Here is a 19,537-nt window from a genome sequence, read left to right as displayed (position 1 = left end):
AGCGACGAACGCGAGCTATTGTTCTGACGACAGGCGGACTATCCGGCGCCCGCCATTCATCGCCTTGAGACTGTTGACGTAGTCCTCAGGACGGTGCCAGCGGAAAGGAACTTTCAATCCCATGAAACTTGCGATGCTGCCGATAAACGCATTGCAATTGGATATTTGGGCGTTCCAGAGCGGTGAACTCGCCTGCAATTTCTTGATGTATGCGAAAACCTTTTTGGCGTCCGGCTCATTCAAGTAAACTCGGTAATGAGCGGTCAAGTACTCCGGATCAAGATCGCCATAGCTTGCCCCGGTCTCGGACGGCACCCACGTCAAATGACCAAGTATGTAGGGCAAGGTGTCCCCCGCAGGGGTAAGGCCCGCGACCTCAACTTCTCGCTGGCTCGTCTTTCCATACCAGACGAAAGCGTGCCCCCAGCTCGCCGCCGTTCTGGCTCTGAAATCAACGTAGTACGGGCCCTTTGCTGATCCCGACCCCGGCTTTCGAGTCGACTGTGGCGCCGGTTTCGATTCAAGGGGCGCCTCACTGGACACGAGCGCATTCGCGTCGGCGGGGCGCTTGTGAACCTCCCGTCTCTGGGAAATGAAGCGTTCCGAACCGGCGCGAGTGTCAATCTCGTGTGCAGAAGCCGATTGGATTTTGCACTGGAGCAAAACAGCGAGTGTGAATCCCGCAAGCAAGCATAGTGCTAGTCTCTTCGGCCTATTTGCCACGCTTCGCCCTTCAACCGTCGACGATAACGGTCAGATTCAACAAGACTTGAGTCAATACCGCGTATCAGTAGGGCCCCGGCGCGACGGGCGTCTTGCCGATTCCGGTCGTCGCGACTGGCGTCTTCCCGACCGGGCTCTTGCCAACCGGCATCTTGCCGACTGGAGGAGCCTCCTGATAGACGGGCTGTCGGCGCGGGAGGTCGGCCGCGCCAGCGGCAGTCACCACGGCAAGCGTTGTACCCACTATAATCGCAAATTTCATCACGGCACTTCTCCGCTAGGTTGGAAGAAACAAGACAGTAACCTGCTGAGCGCCCCCTCAGACGCGCCGTAAGCTTGAACGTCGGAATACGTCTACAGTGCGGCAGATAGCGCACGTTCGAGGAATAGGTTTACGGTGCGGCAGATATGACACATGCGGGAGCCTCCACTCCTATTTGAGTCAATCAATGGAGCGACAGCGAACGCCGTTGTCGCGCCAGCTTCGCCCTCGAATTCGGACATGGCTCAATGCAGTCGGCACTTCGCAAAAGTGCCGACAGGCATTGCGTGCTGATTGGCGAGCTGTGACACAATGAGCACACTAAAACGAAATTGCGTAGTGATGCCGTGCTTGGTTTCATCCGGCCATGGTTCCGCCCTCATTGCCTGCCGGATTTCGGTGGGTCGGAGGGTGCAACATGTCTTTCATCAGCTGTACCAGAACTTCGTACGTCAACACTAAAGCAAACCGCATTTATCTTAACGCGCCTTTGGTCTCGGCCGCGGGTGTTCGGAACGCCGTCCAACTGTTTGCCGTCGTTCTGGGAGCGGCTTCGCTTGCGGCCTGCGCTCAGTCCTCTGTTGTCACCAAGAACTCTGAAGTACATGCCACCAGTCGACAGGCGTCGCTGGAACACCATCGAAGGACCTCCTTCGTGACGAACAGGCGTGTGGCGGCCAGGAAAAAACACACTCCGTTCGCATCGGAAAAAAAAGCAGCCGAGACACAGGTTGCGTCGGATGGAGTTGCCAGCTTCTACACACAGGGAACACAGACCGCGAGCGGCGAAAAATTCGATACGCACGAATTGACCGCCGCTCATCGTACCTTGCCATTCGGCACCCGGTTGCGCGTGACAAACGTCGCTACGGGGCGGTCCGTAACAGTTCGGGTCAATGACCGCGGTCCGTTCATTCGCGGACGAGATGTCGACGTCTCGTATTCTGCGGCCGAAACGCTGGGAATGGTTGGAGGAGGTATTGCAAAGGTCAAACTTGACGTCGTCCAATAGCTAATGGAAGCGGCCGAATCCCGGTCAGGATTCACAAATCGATGACGACGTCACGAATCGGTTGTGAGCAGCAAACGAGAAGGTTGCCGTCGGCGGGCTTCTCGAGTGGCTGCGGTTCATAGGCGACCGCGCCCGAAACCAAACCGCTCTCACAGTTGTGACAAACACCGGTCCGGCAAGACCAACGGACCGGGACGTCGCACGCCTCGGCCAGCTCCAAAATGCTCTGGTAGGCTGACGCCTTCCAGTGTGCGGCGATACCACTTCGCGCGAACGATACCAGCGGACCGGTGTTGGCGTCGTCCTTGGGCAGATGTGGCGCTCGCGCCGCTGCGCCGACGACACCAGGAGTCATCGACTCGCTGCCGTTGAAGATTTCGACGTGAATCCGCTCCGGCGCCATGTCCAAGGCTGCGAGCGCCTCTTTCATCTCTGCCATGAAGCGAGTCGGCCCGCAGAGATAGACATCCGCCTCTTTGGGGATGCCGACCTCGTCGAAGACCGATCGCCACAGGTGACCGGTAGCGTCGAAATCCTCGCCCATCTTGTCGCGCGGGCCCGGGATGCTGTAGCAAACATAGCTGCGGCCGTGGGTGAGCGCGAGCATGAGGCGGCGGACTTCGGCGGCAAATGGATGATGCTGCCGGTCGCGAGCCGCGTGCAGCCACAAGACCGGCCGTGTCGAGCGGGCCGCCGCCAGCGCGTACAGCATCGCCAGAACAGGCGTCGCCCCGATTCCCGCGCTGAGCAACACCACGGGCCGCTCCCCGGACTGCAGAACGAAGCTTCCGCGCGGCGAGCTGACGTCGAGAACATCGCCCACCCGGACATGCTCCCGCAGGTAGATTCCAGCCGCCCCATTCGGCTCGATCTTCGTGCTGATCCGATAGCGCTCCGTCGAGAGGGGACCCGAGAGCGAGTAGCTGCGAAACAGTGGCGGGCCGCCGCCGGTCCGTCGAAGACGCAAGACGACGTACTGACCGGGCAGAGCCGGTCGCAGCGGCTGACCATCCGGATGCCGCATCGACAGGGAGAGGACGTCCGCGGACTCCTGATCGATCGCCGCCACTGCGAGCGGTCGAAATCCTGGTGCAACCGGATGCGCAGCTGCTGCCGGCGCGAGCCCCGCGTTGCCACTCCCCGCGGCAGTTGTTTGGCTCTGCAGTAGTGCCTCAAACGACGAGCGCCATCCGGGCGAAAGCGCTTCGATCCGCACCGCGCGCTCCAATCGATCGCGCGCATGATTGGGCGAATAGAGAAGCGCGTTGATCTCTGCGACGGTCATTCGCACGTTCGCCTCTCCCACCTTCACGATTTCGTCGCCGGCGCCCACCTCGCCTTCCCTGAGGACGCGAAAGTAAAACCCCGGCCGTCCGCTGGATGTCAGCAATGCCGGCATCCTCGGCTCGTTCATCCGAATGCCAACGCGATAGCAGGTAACGCGCGGTTGAGTGACCTCGAACAGTGCGCCGCCGATTTGATAACGGTCGCCGATGCAAACGTCACCGTCGGGCAATCCTTCGATCGTGAAGTTCTCGCCGAACTGTCCGTGGACGAAGTCGGTCCTGTTCAGCTGCTCCTGCCAGTAGCGATACGATTCGATCTGGTAGACGAAGGCGGCTCGCTGCTCACCCCCGTGGCCTGCCAGGTCGCCTTGACCGTCTCCGTCCAGATTCAACCGGCCGACCCGACAGCGGCCACTCACAGGATTTTTCCAAATCCCGGTGTGTACAGTGCGACCCTTCCACTCGATGTCGCGCGGAAGTCCGACGTTTACCGATAGTAGTCGAGCCATGTCCCGCTCCGCTTTGATGGGGGACCGGAGGCCACCTAGTCGCTCGCAGCCGCTGCGGGCCCGCCGCCGGTTGCTCGCTCATGGCCGTTTGCAGGTTGGACCACCTCGGAGAGATCGAGGTTGCGATCGGGGCCGTGCGGAACCACCGTCTGACCCGGCTCAAGATGGAGCTGAGCGCCATCGAGATGTACCGAGACGATGTCCGGTTCGAACGACACCAGGTTGGAGATACGGCCGACCTCAGGATAGGCGTCAGGATACGACCATGCCGCCAGACGTGCGTCACCGATGGAGTAATAGCTGCAGAGCCCTTTGTATGGACAGAAGGTCTGGAGTTTCACGGGAGTGAGGGCGGACTCATCGATCTCAGCACGTGGAACGTACCAGCGCGGCGCGAAGCCGGACTCGTAGAGGACCACCGGCCGCTTGGTATCGGCGATGATGCGGTCACCATGACGGACCACCAGGTTACGGGAGGCCTGGCGAATGTCGATGCGATGGTAGCTGTCAGCGGCATGGCCCACGATCCGTTCGTCTTCTTCATAGAAAGCGTCCATGGCCCGCCAGGCGAACGCGACGCGTGCCTGCAGTTCGCTCGCATGCGCGGGCAGGCTGGTGTGCTGCCACGCCCCTCGCGGCGCGATGTGCTGCTCGTCCGCCCGGACGCTGTACCAGGACGTGAGCCCGAGATCGGGGTGTTGGGTGGTATGCTCGGTGCGTTCCAGGACGTGTGGAGAAACGTCGGCCTCCGGGAAATAGGCTACCGGATAGCGGCCCGGTTCGAAGAGCAGGAGGGCATGCTCGCTATCGGCGATCCAGATTCCCCCGAAGCGCACGCGCATGCGTCGGCGCAACCGCTCGACGTACAACAGTCTTTTGGGCAGCGGTTCGGGCACGAGGAACTGGCCGATTGCTCCCGTTGAGAGCGGACCTTGTTGCCAGGACAGTCCCACTGCTCTCTCCATAGGCTTGATGATCGAGGCCGGTAGACGTGGACCAGGTATTCCTTACGCTGGAACGCGGATCCGGCGGCAAGGTTCCAGGAGAGGATGGCGACCGCCGGTCCGGCTTTGCGCTCGCCGCGCGATCCATGAGGGCTTGCGATGATCGTATTTATACGCACGATCGCTGAGCAACGCATTACAGATCGATAGTCGTCCTTGCGGGGATTGCTTCTGGTGACTTAGGCACATTCCCCAGGATCACGAGACGCTGCAGCCAAGTCAGTTCGCGTTCAGGCGTCTTGGGAATTTCGACATAGTCGATCACAAGTTGGTCATTTTCCTTCTCGATCCGGAAGTAATTCAAGCGATACGAAGGATAGTAGACCGCGGGCAACAAGCCAAAGCGCACCGGAACACGGGACAATAGCTTCAGCCACGTACCGGTATTGATGACGACTTGACCGGCGGGACCCAGTCACCGCAGGAACGCCGAATGCGTGTGTCCGAAAATGAACACCGCTACCTTGTCATCCGCCTGGAAAACCTCCTGAGCCCCTTTTAAGTAGGGCGCTTCCGAATCGAGGTTCGGGGTCACTCCGTGGCTCGTCCGTAGACGAAAGCGATGCAACGTTCGCATGAGGTCATGTTCGACGACCAACGCAGGGATACCGAACAAAATCAAAAATAGGGAATTGATCGTGATCACGACCTGAAGGACGTTGTCGATGATCCCCAGCCTGCTCATCAGCGGGTTGTGAAATATGATATTGTAATCAAAGATGCCCGCGACCCGAAGGACTTCCCCGAGAATCGCTATCACCGTGACGCTGGCCAGCAGCAGGAAGGGCAGCAGCACCCAGCGTAGCGCCATACTCATCTCGCGGTAGAAGTAGTTCGACAGCATCCAGTCGGGAAGCTGCATTGTGCCCACGGAGCGGATGTCCTTGAGCCAGTCTCCCCGGCCGAAGTCCGAATACCGGCTGGCTCCGCTGACGAAGGTTTCCGTGATGAAGTAGCCCACCGGGAGAGCGTAAGCGTTGCCATATTCGGGGAAGCTGTTGAACTGATCGCGCTGCTGTCCGTGTTCGATCCATATCCTCTTGTCGCCCACCGGGCGGATCAGGACCAGGCTCGGGTCCAGATGGATGTTGTATGCCTGCAGTTTCTCCACAAAGGCCGGATCGCAAGCGAGATCATAATCGTGATTCCCGACCATCATGGTCACCTTGATGCGCGCGCCGGTGGCCCTGAGTTGATCGAAAATCGCCTGGTGCGCCTGTATGATGTGCGCAAGCCTTTCGACCCCGCGCACAAGCGTGAGCTCCCAGAATCCAAACGTGTCGCCCACGATCAGAAACTCGGTGTCGGGGCCTTCCTTTTCCAACTCCTTCAGGAATTCGATGAACTCGGCGGCGTAATCGCAATGCTGCAATTGACCGTCGCCACCCATGTGCAGGTCACTGACAAAGTAATACTTCTGTGCCAAAGTATGATCTCCCTGCCAGACCGGTCGAAAATATCCGACCGCGGGTCATACACGTGCGCAGGATATCGCCCCGGCCGGCTTGATGTAAGCATGAACCATGAACCTCACTCGGCCCGTCGCATTCTGGATTGCGATATTGGCGGCGGTCGTCGTCGCCGTCGTTCTATTGCGTGAAGTCCTGCTGCCTTTCGTCGCCGGCATGCTACTGGCGTATCTACTTGATCCTCTGGCCACCCGGCTGGAACGGCTCGGAATGAACCGCCTCATTGCGACGCTAGCCATCGTCGGGTCGTTCGTTGTCGGCGTGACCGCGCTTATCATTCTGACCGCCCCGGTCGTTGTCGGTGAGCTTGCCTATTTCATCGATAATTTTCCGCTCTACTTAAAAAGGGTGCGGGGGCTCGCGACCGATCCAAATCGACCATGGCTGAGCAAGCTTGTCGGAGAAGGCCTAGCCTACGCCGAGCAGTCGATCGGGGAACTGACCACATTGGCGACTGCCTGGCTCAACGATTTTCTGCGTTCGGTTTGGACCGGAGGCCGGGCGCTGATCTCGGCCTTCTCCCTCCTGGTGGTGACCCCGATCGTTGCTTGCTATCTCATCTATGATTGGAAGAAGATGGTGGCGGTTATCGATAACTGGATACCGACGGCGCAGCGCGATACCGTCCGGGCTCTTGCTCGTGAGATCGACGACACGATCGGCGGCTTCGTGATCGGTCAGGGCACGCTGTGCCTGATCCTCGCGGTATTTTACGCGGCAGCGCTGTCCTTGCTCGGGCTCAAGCATGGGCTCCTGATCGGCATTGCGGCAGGACTGCTAAGCTTCGTGCCGTATCTCGGCTCGCTGAGCGGGCTCGTCATATCGACGTGCGTTGCGATTGCACAGTTCTGGCCGCATTGGGCCGTCATCTGGATCGTCCCGGCGATCTTCTTCGTCGGCCAGACGACGTCAGACTATTTGCTGTCGCCCTATTTCGTCGGCCGGCGCGTCAACTTGAACCCGGTCTGGATCATGTTTGCGCTGTTCGCATTCGGCTACCTGTTCGGGTTCGTCGGCCTTTTAATTGCCGTGCCGCTTGCGTCCGCTATCGGCCTGCTGACGCGCTTCGCGTTACAACGATATTACGAAAGCTTCCTTTATACGGCCATCCCGAGGGCAACTGTGACAGATGCGATTAGATTGACGCCTTCCGACAAGAAGATGGACTGATTACCGCACCAATTGCAGGTCTTAACTCCCACTCAGTCTTTGCACGGCAAGGTGTTCATCACTCTATGGCGGTTACATGCTGGCATCTTGAGCGTGGCGCGCTAGTTCATCAACGCTGGGGGCATATGAATGGAAATGTGCGCGAGCTTTAGAGATTTGAAATCTGCAAAAGCCCGCGGTCGCCGATCCAGGTTTTTGCAAGATCAGCCTCGGCCTTGCGGGCCGCGGTCGCGTTGCCGCGTGACTTATGAAGTTCTACCAGTCCGTAGTAGGACCAGCCATTGGCCGGCGCCCGGCTGAGCGCACGCTGGAACTGTCGCTCCGCCTCGGAATAGCGGCCGGCCTGCAGCAAGGCGGCGGCAAGCGATTGCCGGATCGGATAGTACCAATAGGGCGGCTCGGTGTAGGGCAGCGCGTCCTGCAATGCAGCCGCCCGTTCGAACCGCACGATCGCGGTGCGATGGTCGCCCTTGGCCTGGGCCACGCGCGCGAGGATGACCGTGCGCGCGATGCGAAGCACCTCCTGCGCCGGCACGCCTGAATCCTTCAGCAGCTTGAAGTCCGCCGTGCGCTCGATCGTCCCGATCGCGCTCGCCGCCGCCACAGCACCCGCAAAATCCCGCCGCGCCGCCAGCGCCACGCCGCGCGTGTAGAGCCACATCGCCTTGACATAGGGTATCGCATCGCCGGGATCGGGCAGCGCCAAAATGGTCTCCGGCGTGCTGAACTGCGCGTGCGCGAAATAAGGCGCGGCCTTGACCGGCTGCACCATCGCAATGCCGCGCGCAGCCTCGTCGGGAATGAGCTTGCCCAACTTCTCCGCCGCGGCGATCACGGTCGGGCCGTCGCCGGCCATCTGCGCCGAGGCCATCACGAAGTGCACGTTGTGCGGATAATACCCGAGCCGATAGACGCCCATCGGCGCGTTGGTGTCGGTCAGATATTTTTCATCGACCTTGACCGCGGTCTTGTTGTCTTCGAGCGCGTCGAGATAGCGGCCGACCCGATAATAGATATGGCTCGGCATATGCACGAGATGGCCCGCATTGGGGATCGCGCCGCGCAACCGGTCGGCATAGGGCTCGGCGCGCTTGGGCCGGTCCGACGCCTCGACGGCATGGATGTAGAGGTGAATGGCGCCGGCATGATTCGGATTGCGAGCCAGCACGCGCTCCAGCGTCGGCACGATCGGCACACTCTGCGGCTTGGCTTCGCGGCCGCCCGGCTTCCAGTAGTCCCAGGGGCTGAGATCCATGACCGCCTCGGCATAGAGCGTGGTGATTTCGTCGTCATCGGAAAACTGCGCCGCAACCTTCGTCATTTCGGTCGCGTAGGCTGCGTCGAACGGCGCGCGGGCGGCCTTCGGATCGCTGCCGTAGCGTACAGCTAGAGCGCCGATCAGCGCCTGCTCGCGCGGGCTTGCTTTGCCGGCCAGCGCCTTTGCCTTCTGCGCGGCAGCATAGGCGGGCGCGACCGCGTCCTCCGGCATCGGAAGATTGATGTTGGGACCGAGCACCAGCGCCTCGCCCCAAAAACACATGGCGCAATCGGGATCGAGTTTCTGCGCCATGCGGAACGCGCGCTGCGCCTCGCCGTGGTTGAACGCGTAGGCGAGACGCAGGCCCTGATCAAAATAAGCCTGTACGCGCTCATTCGCGGTGGTGATCTTGTAGGTGATGGAGCCAAGGCCGTCCCACAGCGGCGGCTCGGTTTCCGCGAATGCCGGCGCGGAGCTGGCTGCGTTCATCTCGGCGCGTGGCACTTCCGTCTGTGCCAGGCGAAACATCATGTTCGGCAAGCCGGTTGCGGCCGGCGTTTGGCAGACCGGAAAATCCGGGCCGACGAATGGCGCCGATATGTCCGCGGCGGTTGTGCCCGCACCCGCGAGCGTAATGACGTTCCCGGCCAGCAGCGTCGCCAGTGCAGCGCCGCCGAGTGCCGCAGTTCCCGCGGAAACCAGTAGACTTTGCGATCGCGTGAATGTCGCCATGTTGCACTCCAAAATCGGGCGGAAGAATGAATCTGCCGAATCTGAGATTTCAACTGGGTCGCACTGAGCCGGGTCCAAAGAAGACCCCTGAACGCGAATTTTGAGACTTTTCCGTCCTTTCTGCAAGATGACTACTCTGCAAAATGACCGCAATATTTGTGCGCTGTCGAAGCTTAAGCGTCGGCGAAAGGCTCGCCAAGCAGGATTGACATGAGCGCAATTATGAAGTCGGAAGCGATCTCTCGTCGGAAGGCCCTTTCTCTGGTGGGTTTTGCGGCTGCGTTCGGCCTCGCGGCGGCTCCGGTACTGGCAGTATCCGAAGCTGAGGCCCAAACAATTGGTATGGAGCGGCGTCAGGACCGACGTACAGGGCGGCATCAGCGGCGTGACGACCGTCGCACGGCGCACCGACCGACGTGAGGAGCGGCGCACAGGTACGACTACGGGCGCAGCTCCAGCGGCGACAACTCCCGGCGCAGCTAAGTAATTTCACTGGCCCCGGCGAGGTCATGACGGTGCGCCTGACCGGAGCCGCGCGGATACCGTGTAACGGCGTGTAACGCGCCAGCTAACGGAATATGGCGGCAACGTGTCGAGGTGTGCGGGCGCTCCCCTGCCGCTGCGCTTTGTGCTTGGAGCTAACGTTAGCTCCATTGCGCGGCCCGCGTGGTGACGTTGGCGCGATGACGTGATGTCATCCTCGCAGCACACCGACGGGGTAATCCGAACTTGTCCGGAACGGTCTGCAGGACTGCGTTAGCTTGCCTTGGCCGTCGGTCACATGTCCGTATTTCCGGCGGTACGGAATGGGCGGCCTCCAGCCTACACGGCCCCCAGCCCCCGGCTGGGGGTCGCTCACGTGCCGGGAACGCCTGCCGTCGTCGTGACGCTGGCGCGCTCGACGTGGTGATGACGCGATGACTATCGGTCGCCTGTCCGCGTCGTGCGTGCTGTCGCTGTTGTCGTCGTCGGTTGTGATGGCGCGATGAGCGCGAAGGGTTTGCGATGTCAGCAAAACTCCCCGAAACGGACATCTGGGCTGGGCTTCAGCACGTCTGCTTTGTGTCGGCGAGATAATTCCTCGGCCCGCAAACTACTTGAAAGAATGGCCCCCATATGAGGGCCATTCTTACTGTTAGTCGGTCTTTACTGTTAGTCGTCCCAGTAACGGTGACGCTTAATGACTACAGTGCGGTCGCCGTCGCGATTATACCAGCCGCGATGCAGCCCGCGATCATGTTCGTAGAATCCAACGCGAGGGCCGCGATAGTAGTCACCGCGGTCGCGGTAGTAATAATCTCGGTCGCTGCCGACGCGGAAGCTGAAACTCTGCGCGCCCGCGACTGTAGGCGCCGCAACCGCGATGGTCGCTAACGCGGCCAGAACGCAAGAAAGCTTCTTCATGTCGCTTCTCCTATCGTTGTTGCGCTTGGAGAAAACGTGTGAGCACTCGCCGCGTTCCTGGAACTGCTGCGGAACTTTCTTGAAGGAACGTTCAGCTAGGTTGCCCATCGGTAACGACGTCAGCGCGGCACCTAGTTCTACTGCTGGAAAACTTCATCGACGCGTCAGTTGACGATGTCGTCGGGCCGCCTCAAAGCGGCAGCGAGGCGGTTTTTACCGCCTGCACTAACGGGTATTTGCTGGCGCGATATTCGATAAACAATTGTCCGGCAACCAACATGACCGCGGCAAATGTAATTGCCAGTATCGCGCTAGCCAGATGGGCTTCGTTCATTCTCAAATCCGCTCCCGAATAGATTTCGCCAAGCAAACTCCATTCACACGGCAAGGTTCCAAGCGTCGGTGGGTCCTTTGGGGCGCGTGAATTTGTGCGGGGACCGCGCGACGGCGGCGTTCGAGGATATTTGCCATCGCGCATTCCGGGTTTAATTTTATGCCGGTTGGTACACAAAGGCGGTGCGCGATGTGGCGCATGTCGAACGCTCGGACGCTGATCTTCATCGCGCTGGTCGTCGTCGCGGTCGCGCTGCTGGTGATGCTGCTTGCCTGATCGTTGACGACCGGCAGCGGGTGTTAGAAGTCCTGCGAGCATATTCACGCCGCTTGCTGCTGTCGGATATTTTCGCAGCGTGTGTCCGAGATCGAACAGACACCGATCGTTCTCCAATGTATCCATGTTGAACCGCCCGCGAGCCGACCCCTTCGGTCGGAGGGCCCATTTCCGAGCACGTGCCAAGGCGTTTTCCCTATGTCAGCATTGGATGACATGGTCAGCGATAAGCACTCGGCAGGTCTGCTCGTCAGCCTGTTCCAGCCCGAACGCGACATCCCCATCCAAGGTTCTCACAGCACTGTGCTGGAGAAGAAGCGGCGAAACCCTCGCCGCCAACAAAGGGAGGTGACGATGACTGCAAATGAAGGCAACGGCGGCACCGAGCAACCCGCGGCCGAGCAGGAAGCACCCGCCGTAACCGAACAGCAGGCGGCACCGCAGCCCGCCGAGCCGGTGGCCGAACAGCCGCCCGCCGAGCAAGCCGCAGTGTCTCCCGCGGAGCCGGAGGCGGCACCGACCAGTGACGACGCGCCCGCCCCATAAGCGGCGCAACGAGGAGGCTCGGGACCCAAAAGCCGGGCCTCCAACAACCAGCTTCACCTTTTGCGCGGCAACTCGAAGGCGTGGCGCAGCTCGGATGCGCCCGCATTGCGGCGCGCGGGGACATGACGCCCTATAGCAGTGAAGAACTGACCACGTTGATCAAGGAAGAAGACGGTCAGTTCGTGGTGCTTTGGTCGCCCTAGACGGCCGAGCACGATCCTGACTACCGCGAACTTGGCCGCTTTCCATCGCGCGAGAAGGCGCTGCAATTCCTGTCCGCCGACAGGTGAGTTTGCATTCCGGAATGCGCCTCTTGGCGGCAGACTGCAATTCCACACTCCCGATCATGGTCATGGATTCCGGGTTCGAGGCTGCGCCTCGCCCCGGGGATGACGGACACATGAAAAATCGCGCGCTGGAATTCCGGTTGGCGCGGACCGCTGGCGCCATGCGGCTAGTCACTAAGTGCCCGACGGGCAAATCAGTGAGTTCGCTGTCCAGCCCCATTTGCAAAAATATTCCTGTTCCCGCCGGACCCAAATCACTTCTATAAGCCGTGCCGTCCCGTCCCACAGAGGGGCGTTTCGCGATCGTCACGGACGTAGGAACGGGATGCGGTGGACGCGGCAGCGTCGGCGCGCGAGGCGAGCGCAGGGCGGGCCAAAACCCGTGAGCGATCGAGAGCGCGATCGACGAACGGCGCTGATGCGGACGGCAAAGCCGTGTGGTCCTGGCACCCGTTGCTGGTGTCAAGTTGGCGGAGGTTTTGCGGGCCCAACCGGGTTCGGCAAAACCTTAATCCGCCGATGACGGTGACAAGACGAATTCGTCGCCGGGGAGAGCGCGATATAAGCCGTTAAAACCATTGCGTGCGGGAATGCCGGGTGTTCCGGTGACCTGCGGTGACTACCGTGTGCTTACTACCATTGCACACGGGCTGCGGGTGCACCGTGCACCCGGCATTCCCCACGCCCTCATTCGGGCGAAAAATTCCAGCACGACCCGGGCGCATCGCGCCGCGGGATCGCGAAGGTGTGTCGCGACCCTCCCACTCGTCATCGTCCGCGAAGGCGGACGATCCAGTATTCCAGAGACATTGGTGATGGAACCGAGGAGCCGCGGCGTACTGGATACCCCGCTTGCGCGGGGTATGACGACTCTTCACGTCATTGCGAGGAGCGAAGCGACGAAGCAATCCAGCTTTTCTATGCGGCGGCAATTATGGATTGCCTCGCGGAGCCTGTCATCGGGCGCGCATTCGCGCGACCCGGTGGCTCGCAATTGACGGCCCAAAAGCCGCCAGTCTGAAACCCTTTGCGTCACGGCTGTTTGAAAAGTGAAGAGAATATCTGCGAAGCCCGGCGTGAGGCTTGCGCGGATTGATTCCACGCTGGTCATTCCTCCTGGCGCAGGCTGCACCGCCTGCATACAACGGCCCGCGCCTTTGCTATCATTGGGGCGCGCCGCACTTTCAACCGGGCGCTAAGGAGGTCATCATGGCCAAGGGTCAGATGCGCAGCAACAAGGAAAAGAAGAAACCGAAGGCCGACAAGAACATCAAGAAGGGCGGCGCGACGCCATCGCCGTATTCCTCCGGCAAGTCGCCGGTCGGCCAGAGCCTCAACAGCAAAAAGAGCTGACGCCGAGCGTCTGATCCAGCTTCGCTGAATCAGATGCTTTGCTTTTCGATTGCCCCGAACGCGGAGCAGACGGCCGCGATGGCGGCATGCGACCTGGATGCGCAGGCCCGGAATTCCGATCGTGGCTATGGGTCTCGGGCTCGCGCTTTGCGCGCCCGAAAATACATTTCAATCCAAAAAGACATTTCAATATTAAGATTTATTTCCGTTGCCGGATTGAACCTCGCCCCGTCCAGCCGCGACCCACTGTGGGTGTCTCTCGGATATCGACCACAGAAGAAAACGCGCCCATGAAAATCGCGCTGCTTGTGCTGTTGGGTCTGGTACTCGGCGCGCTGGGCGGCGCCGCGCTCGGCATCGGCGCCGGGCTTGCCTGGGTCGAAATTTTCAAAACCACCAGCTTTGAAGGCTATAGCGGCACGCTGGTGTTCTTTACCTTCATGCCGCTGGGCGCCGCGATCGGCGGACTCGGCGGCGCGTTGCTGTTCGGCGTGATAGCGCTTCGCGACGCCGAAATCGCCATCGAACAGCAGCCTGCGCGCCGGCGCGAGCGGTAAGTCGGCGCAACCATCGCATGCCGCTCCCGCCACAATTTCGCACCGATATCCATGCATTGTCGCCATGAGGCATGCGGGCGGGGCTATGACTTCCAGAACACGATACGGCCGGATGGTGCTGCTGATTGCGGCCGGCGTCAGCATGGCGTCGGTGCCGCAGGTGCACGCGCAGACGGCGCCGGCGGATGAACATCCGGACACCGCCGCAGCGGAAACCGCAGCCGCTGCCGATGCCGAGGACGCCGACATCACCGATCTGGAGCTGGACTGGAGCCAGCTCAATGTCGATGCGTCCACGCTCACCACCCGTCCGGTCTCGAAGGCGCGCCCGCCGCAAGGGAGCGCGGGCGGCGAAACATCGTGGTCCTCCAAGGACCAGCCGAATGGCTCGGCCGCGGTGTCGGTGAAGCAGCCGCTCGTGCCATTTTGGGATACACGGATCGGCGCCGACATGACGGTCGCCCGCGAGCCATCGACGCTGACGACCTCAGAACTGTTAGCCGAAAAACTCGCCAACGGCGGAAGCCAACCGCAATCCTCCGGCGCGGCGTGGGCGGCGATGTCAGCCCCGGGCGTCGGCGCGATCTGGGACAAGACGGCGATCGAAGCCCGCGTCGATCCCTCGCAGCAGCAAAGCAAGCTCGGCACGTCGCTGAGCAAGTCGCTGCCGCTGAGCGGGCAATATTCGCTCACGCTGCAGAACGGCTACAATTTGATCCAGCAGGGCATCGTGCCGGTGCCGGGCATCATCGGACACCCGACGCGAAATTATGAAGTCGACCGCTCGGCGAAGCTGAGCATTGCCGACACCGGCACCAGTCTGATCGCCGGCCAGACGCTCTCCTCCACCGACGACAAATGGCTCGGCAGTATCGGCGCCGAGCAGAAACTGTTCGGCGGCGTCAGTATCTCGGCTTCGGTCGGAGAAACACCGCTCGGCACCACAAACAAGAGCTTCAGCGCGGGATTCAGGCGCAGCTGGTAATCGCAGACCGCGGCGCCGGCCTATCCCCATGAAAGATCGAGCATTGCCGCATATTGGCCGCGATGCGGTCAAAATCAGCAGCCCTGATAACCGTGTCAATTCAAGATCGTCGTGCGGGGGACATCCGCGCTTGCTCAACGCGAAACAGGGGAATAGCCGATGACTGCAATCCTTTCTGAAAAAATTGAATCAATTGAAGAAGACTCCAACCTCACCGCCGTCTCGGAAGTGGAGGCCGGCATCCGCGACTTCGTCCGCAACGACGTCGCCTATCTGCGCCGCCCCGCGGCGGGCGCGCCTGCCAGCCCCGACACGGGGCTTGAATCGAGCACCGAGGCGACTGCCAACAACCTCAACTCGCTGATCCAGCGCGTTGCCGGTAGCTCGCTTGCGGAAATCGAGAATCTGATTTCCGAGCTCGAAAGCCTGCGTGACCTCCTGCACGCCGAAGGCCAGCGCGTCCAGCGCGAGATCTCCGGCTATGCCCAGCTCAGCCAGGCTGCGATGAAATCCACGCGGATGATCGCCGACAATGTCTCGCAGTGGAAACGCGCCGCCGACGGCCTTCGCCACGGCTGAGCCGCCAGCCAGGCTCTAACTTCTCGTTGCCGCATTCGGCCACCGCCGCCTCCCCCTCAGGGGAAGCGGCGGTTTCGTTTCGCCGGAGTCTGATTCAACTGGGTTGAATCAGACTCCAAGGTTATTGCTTTGTTTGAGCATGATCCTTTCGGAAAACCGGTTTCCGCTTTTCCGGATCATGCTCTGGGCGCGCTTGAACTTGCCGGCTCCCTGCCGCGACCAAGAGCAGGCAGCATCGCCTGGGGCGGGGACAAATCTTCATGAAAAGCATTCGGCCGGACCATACCGATCCGATTCCGTTGCGGGGTTCGCCGCAGAGGATCGGCACCATCATGATCCGGTTTGTCGGGCTGCTGCTGGTGGCTGTGGTGGTTCTGGCGCTGGCCTGGAACCGCTGATGTTTGCGCCTTGTCGTCGGGTGCGCCTTCGCGCCACCCGTTGGCTCCGGGCTACGACGTACTTCGCCGCGGCACGAAGGCCGTCGCCAGGATTGAAAACACCAGTTCGCCGCGCTGGTTGGTGCCGGTGTTGCGGGCCTGCAGGATGCCCCATTCGGGGCGCTTCTCCGACGAGCGCAGCGATTCGACCTCGCTGGCGAAGCTGATGGTGTCGCCCGCCAGCACCGGCACCAACCAGCGCAGCTCACGAAAACCCGGCGAAGGTCCCCAGATCGCGACCGGCTCGCCGCGCGCCGCGGCCTCCTTGGCCTGGCGCTGACTGTGCGCCACCACCAGTTTCATGCAGACCGAACCGACATGCCAACCCGACGCCGCGAGCCCGCCGAACAGCGATTTACGGCCCTCCTCCTCGTCGAGATGAAAGCGCTGAGGATCAAATTGCGCGGCGAATTTCTTGATCAACTCGGCGGTGAAGGTGAACGATCCCAGTTCGCGCCGCTGCCCGATCTCGATGTCTTCGAAGAAACGCATCAGCCCGCCTGCTCCGCCGCGACGTCAGCGCGCCGCCGTACGATGATCGGCGACACCATTTCGCATAACGCCTGCCCCGCCGCGTTGCGGACGACGGCCTTGAACGTCACGATGCCGGTCTCGGGCCGGCTGCGGGACACCCTCGCCTCCGTCACATCGATATCGAGCATGAGTTCGTCGCCCGGCCGCAGCGGCGCGAGCCAGCGCAATTCGTTGACGCCCGGTGAGCCGAGCGAGGCCGTGCGGCCGATATAGCCGTCGAACATCATCCGCATCATGATCGAGCAAAGATGCCAGCCCGAAGCCGAGAGCCCTTTCAGCATCGAGCGATTGGCGGCCTCCTCGTCGAGATGCATCGGCTGCGGATCGAACTCGGCGGCAAATGCAAGAATCTCCTCGCGCGTGACGCGGCGCGGTCCGAATCTGCCGAAATGCCCGGGCGGAAAATCTTCAAAGCTGAGCGTCATGACGGGGGATTGCTGGAGGGAACGGAGATTGCTGGAGGCAGGCCCGATTGTGGCCGTTATTTGCGGCAATCTCAACCTGCCGACTCGCATGGCTCGTGCTCTACGGGCGAGCACCGCCCTTCGGTACCCGTCCGCGATCTTGCCCCGGGCAACGTTCGGAGCTAAGCGCTGTACCTTTGGCGAGGTTTAGACGCAACTGATATTCGCTCGCCCGGGGGAGAACGACCGATGTTTGAATTTCGGGATTTGTTTCAGTGGGACCGCTTTATCACGCCCACCATCATCAAGACCTTCTACTGGCTGGTCATCGCGTTAGTAACGCTGTTCGGCATCTCCGGCATTTTTTCGGGGTTGGCCGCGATGGCGATCAGCCCGTTTGGCGGGTTCATCCTGCTGTTGTCCTCGATTGCCAGCGTGGTCGTCGGCGTCGTGTTTTCCCGCATCGCCGCGGAATTCATCCTGATCGTGTTTCGCATCAACGAACATCTCGGCGCGATCCGTGACCAGGGTCAGGTGCGTTAGTGCGTTAGTGCGTTAGTGCCTACACACGCTTAGTTATTGAACCTGAAATGCATGACGTCGCCGTCGGCGACGACGTACTCCTTGCCTTCCAGCCGCAACTTGCCGGCGTCGCGGGCACCGGCTTCGCCGCCGAGCGCGACATAATCGGCGTAGGCGATGGTTTCGGCGCGAATGAACCCCTTTTCAAAGTCGGTATGGATGACTCCGGCGGCGGCGGGCGCCTTGGTGCCGCGGTGGATGGTCCAGGCCCGCGCCTCCTTCGGCCCGACGGTGAAATAGGTGATGAGGTCCAAGAGCTGATAGCCGGCGCGGATCAGGCGATCGAGGCCTGCTTCCTCGAGGCCAAGGGTATCGAGAAACTCGGTGCGCTCCTCGCGCGATAGCGTCGCGATCTCCGATTCGATCTTGGCGGAGATGGTGACGGCGACCGCGCCTTCCTTCTTTGCGTGTTCAGCAACGGCCTTCGAAAAATCGTTACCCTTGGCCGCTGAGGATTCCTCGACGTTGCAGACGTAGAGCACCGGCTTGGACGTCAATAGCCCGAGCATACCGAAAGCGCGTTCTTCTTCGGGCTTGCGCTGGAGAAACCGGCCCGGCTTGCCTTCGCGCAACAGCACCAGCGCGCGGTTGACTAGGTCGAGCTGCTCCTTGGCCTCCTTGTCGTTGCCTTTGGCCTTTTTGGTCAGATTGTCGACCCGCTTTTCCAGGCTGTCGAGATCGGCAAGCATCAACTCGGTCTCAATGGTCTCGATGTCGGCCAGCGGCGCGATCTTGCCTTCGACATGGGTAATATCGGAATCCTCAAAGCAGCGCACCACATGCGCGACCGCGTCGACCTCGCGGATGGTGGCGAGAAACTGGTTGCCGAGGCCCTCGCCCTTCGAGGCGCCGCGCACCAGGCCCGCGATATCGACAAAGGTCAGCCGCGTCGGGATGATCTGGCCGGATTTGGCGATCTCCGCGAGCTTGTCGAGCCGCGGATCTGGCACCGCGACCTCGCCGACATTCGGCTCGATGGTGCAGAACGGATAGTTCGCCGCCTGCGCCGCCGCGGTTTCCGTCAGCGCGTTGAACAGCGTCGACTTGCCGACATTAGGCAATCCGACGATACCGCATTTGAATCCCATTTCGTCCTCAACGATTTCGCTTTGTCACGGCCGGGCTCGTCCCGGCCACCCACGTCTTGTTTCTTGCAAAAGGAAGACGTCGATGCCCGGCACCGGCGGCACGACGATGGAACAGGTTGTTCAGCGCGAGAAGTCAGTCCTGCTTCTCCGCGCCATCTTCCTTTGATGTGAATCCCTTGGCCTGCATCGCCAGATGCACCTTGTTCTGAAACGTCGAATCGCGATCGGTGGCGAGCAGCCCGGCGTTGTCGGCAACAGCTTCGCACAGCGCCGCAACCCAGGGACGGTCGTCCTTGGCGAAATCGGACAGCACGTAGCCGTGCACCAGTTCCTTGATGCCGGGATGGCCGATTCCGAGCCGCACGCGGCGATAGTCGTTGCCGATATGCGAGGAGACCGATCGCAGGCCGTTGTGGCCGGCGATGCCGCCGCCGACCTTGACGCGAACCTTGGCCGCCGGCAGTTCGAGCTCATCCTGGAACACGGTGATCTCGCCTGCCGCGAGCTTGAAGAAATTCGCCGCCTCCTGAACCGCGCGTCCCGACTCGTTCATGAAGGTCATCGGCTTCAGCAGCACGACACGTTCGCGATCGAGCGTGCCTTCCGCGGTCTCGCCCTGAAAGCGGCGGCGCCACGGTGCGAAACCATGACGCCGCGCAATTTCATCGACGACTGCGAACCCGATATTGTGCCGGTGATGCGCGAACTTCGCACCGGGGTTGCCGAGACCAACAAAGAGGCGCATG

24 protein-coding genes are annotated in these 19,537 nt (G+C 61.2%); 10 read left to right on the top strand and 14 right to left on the bottom strand.

What is annotated here, in order from left to right:
• Positions 1-15: 15 nt before the first annotated feature.
• Positions 16-723 carry a hypothetical protein gene (locus tag N554_RS0110250; RefSeq protein ID WP_029583386.1) on the bottom strand — a complete coding sequence of 236 codons (708 nt, stop codon included), beginning with the start codon at positions 721-723 and terminating at the stop codon, positions 16-18.
• A 64-nt stretch (positions 724-787) separates the two neighbouring features.
• On the bottom strand, positions 788-985 hold the full coding sequence (locus N554_RS0110245; protein ID WP_036052841.1) for a hypothetical protein: 198 nt from the start codon (positions 983-985) through the stop codon (positions 788-790).
• Positions 986-1,403: 418 nt separating this feature from the next.
• Between N554_RS0110245 and N554_RS0110240 the strand changes: the two genes are divergently transcribed.
• Complete coding sequence (locus tag N554_RS0110240) at positions 1,404-1,997, top strand: septal ring lytic transglycosylase RlpA family protein (protein WP_081851213.1); 594 nt, start codon at positions 1,404-1,406, stop codon at positions 1,995-1,997.
• Positions 1,998-2,028: 31 nt separating this feature from the next.
• On the opposite strand, the gene N554_RS0110235 is transcribed toward N554_RS0110240, so the two are convergent.
• From N554_RS0110235 to N554_RS35645, 4 genes are all read right to left on the bottom strand, one after another.
• Complete coding sequence (locus tag N554_RS0110235; protein ID WP_029583383.1) at positions 2,029-3,792, bottom strand: MOSC and FAD-binding oxidoreductase domain-containing protein; 1,764 nt, start codon at positions 3,790-3,792, stop codon at positions 2,029-2,031.
• A gap of 35 nt (positions 3,793-3,827) precedes the next feature.
• Complete coding sequence (locus tag N554_RS0110230; protein WP_051677430.1) at positions 3,828-4,745, bottom strand: DUF427 domain-containing protein; 918 nt, start codon at positions 4,743-4,745, stop codon at positions 3,828-3,830.
• Between the two features lie 187 nt (positions 4,746-4,932).
• Complete coding sequence (locus N554_RS38145) at positions 4,933-5,160, bottom strand: hypothetical protein (RefSeq protein WP_156041873.1); 228 nt, start codon at positions 5,158-5,160, stop codon at positions 4,933-4,935.
• A gap of 51 nt (positions 5,161-5,211) precedes the next feature.
• Positions 5,212-6,222, bottom strand: coding sequence for a metallophosphoesterase (locus N554_RS35645; RefSeq protein ID WP_156041872.1), 1,011 nt, complete (start codon positions 6,220-6,222; stop codon positions 5,212-5,214).
• 97 nt (positions 6,223-6,319) lie between these two features.
• On the opposite strand from N554_RS35645, the gene N554_RS0110220 reads away from it, so the two are divergent.
• Entirely contained in the window at positions 6,320-7,435 is a 1,116-nt protein-coding gene (locus tag N554_RS0110220) for an AI-2E family transporter (RefSeq protein WP_081851210.1), read from the top strand.
• Between the two features lie 148 nt (positions 7,436-7,583).
• Here the strand turns inward: N554_RS0110220 and N554_RS0110215 are convergent, their stop codons facing one another.
• The 3 genes from N554_RS0110215 to N554_RS39780 form a co-directional block, all read right to left on the bottom strand.
• Positions 7,584-9,425 carry a tetratricopeptide repeat protein gene (locus N554_RS0110215; RefSeq protein ID WP_029583380.1) on the bottom strand — a complete coding sequence of 614 codons (1,842 nt, stop codon included), beginning with the start codon at positions 9,423-9,425 and terminating at the stop codon, positions 7,584-7,586.
• Positions 9,426-10,577: 1,152 nt separating this feature from the next.
• Complete coding sequence (locus N554_RS0110210; RefSeq protein WP_029583379.1) at positions 10,578-10,829, bottom strand: hypothetical protein; 252 nt, start codon at positions 10,827-10,829, stop codon at positions 10,578-10,580.
• A 190-nt stretch (positions 10,830-11,019) separates the two neighbouring features.
• On the bottom strand, positions 11,020-11,565 hold the full coding sequence (locus N554_RS39780; protein WP_156041871.1) for a hypothetical protein: 546 nt from the start codon (positions 11,563-11,565) through the stop codon (positions 11,020-11,022).
• A 72-nt stretch (positions 11,566-11,637) separates the two neighbouring features.
• Here N554_RS39780 and N554_RS35640 point away from each other — a divergent pair, with 72 nt between their 5' ends.
• Positions 11,638-11,985: a hypothetical protein gene (locus N554_RS35640; RefSeq protein WP_036052838.1), complete on the top strand. Its 348-nt coding sequence runs from the start codon at positions 11,638-11,640 to the stop codon at positions 11,983-11,985.
• Between the two features lie 80 nt (positions 11,986-12,065).
• On the top strand, positions 12,066-12,188 hold the full coding sequence (locus N554_RS42675) for a hypothetical protein (protein ID WP_256378735.1): 123 nt from the start codon (positions 12,066-12,068) through the stop codon (positions 12,186-12,188).
• Between the two features lie 958 nt (positions 12,189-13,146).
• Here the strand turns inward: N554_RS42675 and N554_RS39775 are convergent.
• On the bottom strand, positions 13,147-13,413 hold the full coding sequence (locus tag N554_RS39775) for a hypothetical protein (RefSeq protein WP_156041870.1): 267 nt from the start codon (positions 13,411-13,413) through the stop codon (positions 13,147-13,149).
• Positions 13,414-13,481: 68 nt separating this feature from the next.
• On the opposite strand from N554_RS39775, the gene N554_RS39770 reads away from it, so the two are divergent.
• The 5 genes from N554_RS39770 (at position 13,482) to N554_RS40920 (ending at position 16,144) form a co-directional block, all read left to right on the top strand.
• Positions 13,482-13,625, top strand: a complete 144-nt coding sequence (locus N554_RS39770) for a hypothetical protein (protein ID WP_156041869.1) — start codon at positions 13,482-13,484, stop codon at positions 13,623-13,625.
• A gap of 290 nt (positions 13,626-13,915) precedes the next feature.
• Positions 13,916-14,182 (top strand): hypothetical protein, encoded by a 267-nt coding sequence (locus tag N554_RS0110180; RefSeq protein WP_029583377.1) that lies wholly within the window; start codon positions 13,916-13,918, stop codon positions 14,180-14,182.
• Positions 14,183-14,267: 85 nt separating this feature from the next.
• A complete protein-coding gene (locus N554_RS0110175; RefSeq protein WP_029583376.1) occupies positions 14,268-15,167 on the top strand; it encodes a hypothetical protein in 900 nt (299 codons plus the stop codon).
• 159 nt (positions 15,168-15,326) lie between these two features.
• Entirely contained in the window at positions 15,327-15,746 is a 420-nt protein-coding gene (locus N554_RS0110170; protein ID WP_029583375.1) for a hypothetical protein, read from the top strand.
• Positions 15,747-16,006: 260 nt separating this feature from the next.
• A complete protein-coding gene (locus N554_RS40920; RefSeq protein ID WP_197033523.1) occupies positions 16,007-16,144 on the top strand; it encodes a hypothetical protein in 138 nt (45 codons plus the stop codon).
• A gap of 51 nt (positions 16,145-16,195) precedes the next feature.
• Here N554_RS40920 and N554_RS0110160 read toward each other — a convergent pair whose 3' ends face one another.
• Both N554_RS0110160 and N554_RS0110155 read right to left on the bottom strand, forming a co-directional pair.
• Complete coding sequence (locus tag N554_RS0110160) at positions 16,196-16,675, bottom strand: MaoC family dehydratase (RefSeq protein ID WP_029583374.1); 480 nt, start codon at positions 16,673-16,675, stop codon at positions 16,196-16,198.
• Complete coding sequence (locus N554_RS0110155) at positions 16,675-17,142, bottom strand: MaoC family dehydratase (RefSeq protein ID WP_029583373.1); 468 nt, start codon at positions 17,140-17,142, stop codon at positions 16,675-16,677. The genes N554_RS0110160 and N554_RS0110155 overlap by 1 nt, the downstream gene beginning before the upstream one ends.
• Positions 17,143-17,370: 228 nt before the next feature.
• Between N554_RS0110155 and N554_RS0110150 the strand changes: the two genes are divergently transcribed.
• Positions 17,371-17,664 (top strand): DUF4282 domain-containing protein, encoded by a 294-nt coding sequence (locus tag N554_RS0110150; protein ID WP_029583372.1) that lies wholly within the window; start codon positions 17,371-17,373, stop codon positions 17,662-17,664.
• 29 nt (positions 17,665-17,693) lie between these two features.
• Here the strand turns inward: N554_RS0110150 and ychF are convergent, their stop codons facing one another.
• Positions 17,694-18,791 (bottom strand): redox-regulated ATPase YchF, encoded by a 1,098-nt coding sequence (gene ychF, locus N554_RS0110145; protein ID WP_029583371.1) that lies wholly within the window; start codon positions 18,789-18,791, stop codon positions 17,694-17,696.
• Between the two features lie 133 nt (positions 18,792-18,924).
• Positions 18,925-19,536 (bottom strand): aminoacyl-tRNA hydrolase, encoded by a 612-nt coding sequence (gene pth, locus N554_RS0110140; RefSeq protein WP_029583370.1) that lies wholly within the window; start codon positions 19,534-19,536, stop codon positions 18,925-18,927.
• Position 19,537 lies beyond the last annotated feature (1 nt).

It is taken from the genome of Bradyrhizobium sp. URHD0069 (genome assembly GCF_000701345.1).
Classification (GTDB): domain Bacteria; phylum Pseudomonadota; class Alphaproteobacteria; order Rhizobiales; family Xanthobacteraceae; genus Bradyrhizobium.
Note: the sequence above shows the minus strand (reverse complement) of the source record. Positions and strands in the feature narration are given on the sequence as shown.